Origin of the sequence: Microbacterium sp. 13-71-7 (genome assembly GCF_002257455.1) — a bacterium.
Lineage (GTDB): Bacteria > Actinomycetota > Actinomycetes > Actinomycetales > Microbacteriaceae > Microbacterium.
Genome location: NZ_NCKN01000357.1, coordinates 1 through 2,662, shown reverse-complemented (window position 1 = coordinate 2,662; position 2,662 = coordinate 1). Strand labels below are relative to the sequence as shown.

General features: G+C 73.7%; 4 protein-coding genes. 2 read left to right on the top strand and 2 right to left on the bottom strand.

Annotated elements, in window-relative coordinates:
* Both B7X32_RS20170 and B7X32_RS20165 read left to right on the top strand, forming a co-directional pair.
* On the top strand, positions 1-430 hold a 430-nt coding region (locus B7X32_RS20170; protein WP_292723842.1), incomplete at its 5' end, for an amino acid permease C-terminal domain-containing protein.
* Complete coding sequence (locus B7X32_RS20165; protein WP_292723839.1) at positions 427-1,323, top strand: universal stress protein; 897 nt, start codon at positions 427-429, stop codon at positions 1,321-1,323. The genes B7X32_RS20170 and B7X32_RS20165, both read left to right, overlap by 4 nt.
* Before the next feature lie 18 nt (positions 1,324-1,341).
* On the opposite strand, the gene B7X32_RS20160 is transcribed toward B7X32_RS20165, so the two are convergent.
* Positions 1,342-2,040 carry an NAD(P)-binding domain-containing protein gene (locus B7X32_RS20160; protein ID WP_292723838.1) on the bottom strand — a complete coding sequence of 233 codons (699 nt, stop codon included), beginning with the start codon at positions 2,038-2,040 and terminating at the stop codon, positions 1,342-1,344.
* A 43-nt stretch (positions 2,041-2,083) separates the two neighbouring features.
* On the bottom strand, positions 2,084-2,662 hold a 579-nt coding region (locus B7X32_RS20155; RefSeq protein ID WP_292723836.1), incomplete at its 5' end, for a trypsin-like peptidase domain-containing protein.

Below are 2,662 nucleotides of genomic sequence, written 5' to 3'. Positions count from 1 at the left end.
CTTGCGCACGCGCACGCCCATCCAGAACACGATCATCGTGTCGGCCGTCGTCGCGGTGCTCGCCGGTGTGATCCCGATCAACTTCCTCGCCGAGATGACGAGCATCGGCACGCTCGCCGCGTTCCTCGTCGTGTCGGTCGGACTCATCATCCTGCGCCGCCGCGAGCCGGATCTGGAGCGCGGCTTCCGGGTGCCGTTGTACCCGATCACGCCGCTCCTCTCGATCGCCGGCTGCATCTGGATCATCACCCAGCTGCGGCCCGTCACGATCCTCGTGTTCGCGATCTGGGTCGCGGTGTTCCTCGCGTTCTACTTCTTCTATGGGCGCCGGCGCTCGGCGCTGCAGCCCGGCAATGCGCCGCAGGGCGCGGACGTGCCGTTCACCTCTGTCGTGCGCCAGCCGGGACCGCTCGAGCGGAGCGAGCGATGACGCTCCTCGTCGGACTGGACACCGCGCGCCGGTCGTCCTCGGTGCTGGCCCTCGCCGCCCAGCTCGCGAACTCGCTCGACACCGACCTCGTGGTCGCCGCAGTCGTCTCCTCCGCCTGGCCGCTCTCGCGCGCGAGCGTGGATCACGAGTGGCAGGCGCACAACCGCGAGGCCGCGGACCAGGTGCTCGATCATGCCGCGAGCGTGCTCGGCGGCGACGTGAGGGCGCGCTACGTCATGCACGAGGCGGCGTCGGCCCGCCGCGGGCTGCTCGAGCTCGCGGAGCAGGAGCGCCCCGACGCCCTCGTGCTCGGATCCGCGGTCCGCGGCGAGCCGGGAAGGATCGCGCTCGGAGCCGTTTCGGAGGCGCTGCTGCACGCCTCCCCCGCTCCCGTGGCGATCGCGCCCGTCGGCTACCGGGCTCGCGTGGACGCGCGGTTCGACCGCCTCACGGTGGCGTACGGCGGATCCGGTGCCGCGCAGGACCTCATCCCCGGTGCGGCCGGCGTCGCCGCGCTCGGCGGGGTGCGCCTGCGGATCGCGTCCTTCGCCGTCCGCCCGGACGCCGAGCTCGGAATCCTCGCCGGCGCGGGCGGCCGCGCGGAGGATCCGGTCCTCGTCGAGTGGGAGGAGCGGGTCCGCGAGCATGTCGCGACGGTGCTCGGCGAGATCGCCGGACCTGCGTCGGCCGTCGACGGGCTCGCGTTCGGCGTCGGCGCCTCCTGGGCGGCCGCGATCGACGATGTCGGCTGGACCGACGGCGACCTGCTCGTGGTCGGATCCAGCTCCCTCAACCCGCTGACGCGCGTCTTCCTCGGTTCGCACGGCACGAAGATCGTCCGGAGCGCGGGCGTGCCCGTGCTCGTGGTGCCGCGGGCGGCCGCCTGGGGCTGAGCCCTCGACCGCGGCCGGTCAGGCGTTCGGATCCGCCGCGCGCGCACGCGCCACGACGATGCCGCGCTGCGACGTCGGGAACCGCTGCAGCATCGCGCGCAGCTCCGCGGCGTCGACGTCGGCGCCGAAGGCCTCCGCGCCGGGCTCGAGCATGATGCCGCTCGCGAGATCGCCGGCGACCACGGGATCGAATCCGAGGTCGTCGACCAGCCCTGCCACCCGCGCCACGTCGTCCGGATCGTCCCCGGCGATCGCGATCGCCTTGCGATCGGGATCGCCGGCGGGACGCGTCTCGTCCTCGAGATCCTGGTAGCCCATGTGGTTGAAGGCCTTCACGAGCCGGGATCCGGCGAGGTGCCGCTGCACGGTCTCGCTGGTGGAGGTGCGCGGATCGTCGAGTTCGCCGCGGAGCCCGTCGCCCCACCAGTAGTTCATGGCGTCGATCACGAGCTTCCCCCGCAGCGGCTCGGACGGCACGGTCGTGTGCCGGCTGAGCGGCAGGGCCAGGAGCACGGCGTCGGCCTCGCGCGCGAGTTCGGCCACGTCGACCGCGGTCGCACCCAGTGCCCGCGCCGCCCGCGCGATCCGGGCCGGATCCGATGACGCCGCGAGCAGCACCCGGTATCCCGCCGCCACCGCGAGCCGGGCGAGCACGCTGCCGACCCGGCCGGCGCCGACGATGCCGAGCGTCTCGATCCCGGATGCCTTGTCCGCCACGGCGCCATCGTATCCAGGCGGAGAGCGCGCTCGAGGAGCCGCGTCAGCCGAGCCGCAGCTCCTCCGGCTCGAGCACCAGGTCGATCAGCGCGCCGCTGCGCAGCACGACCATCTCCATCCGCCGCCCGATCGCGCCCTCGACCATGACCCGCTGCAGCCCGGTCGGGTCGAAGACCGCGGTGCCGTCGATCGAGAGGACGATGTCGCCGGGTCTGGCGCCGGCGACGGCCGCCGGGCTTCCAGGGACGGTCGACATCACCTGCATGCCGGTCGGAGACCCGACCTTCGCCGCGGCCTCGGGCGTCAGCGCGACCTTCGCGCCGGCCACCCCCAGCCAGGCCCGCCGCACGCGTCCGACGGTCGCGAGCGTGTCGATGATCGACAGGGTCGTGGCGTTGATCGGCACCGCGAGCCCGAGCCCGATGCCCGCGACCGCGGTGTTCACACCGACGAGCCTGCCCGCGCTGTCCGCCAGCGCTCCCCCGCTGTTGCCGGGGTTCAGCGCGGCGTCGGTCTGGATCACCTCGTCGATCACGCGCCCCGACGCGGTCGGCAGCGAGCGGCCGAGCGCGGACACGATGCCGGCGGTCACGCTGCCCGCCAGCCCCAGCGGATTCCCGAG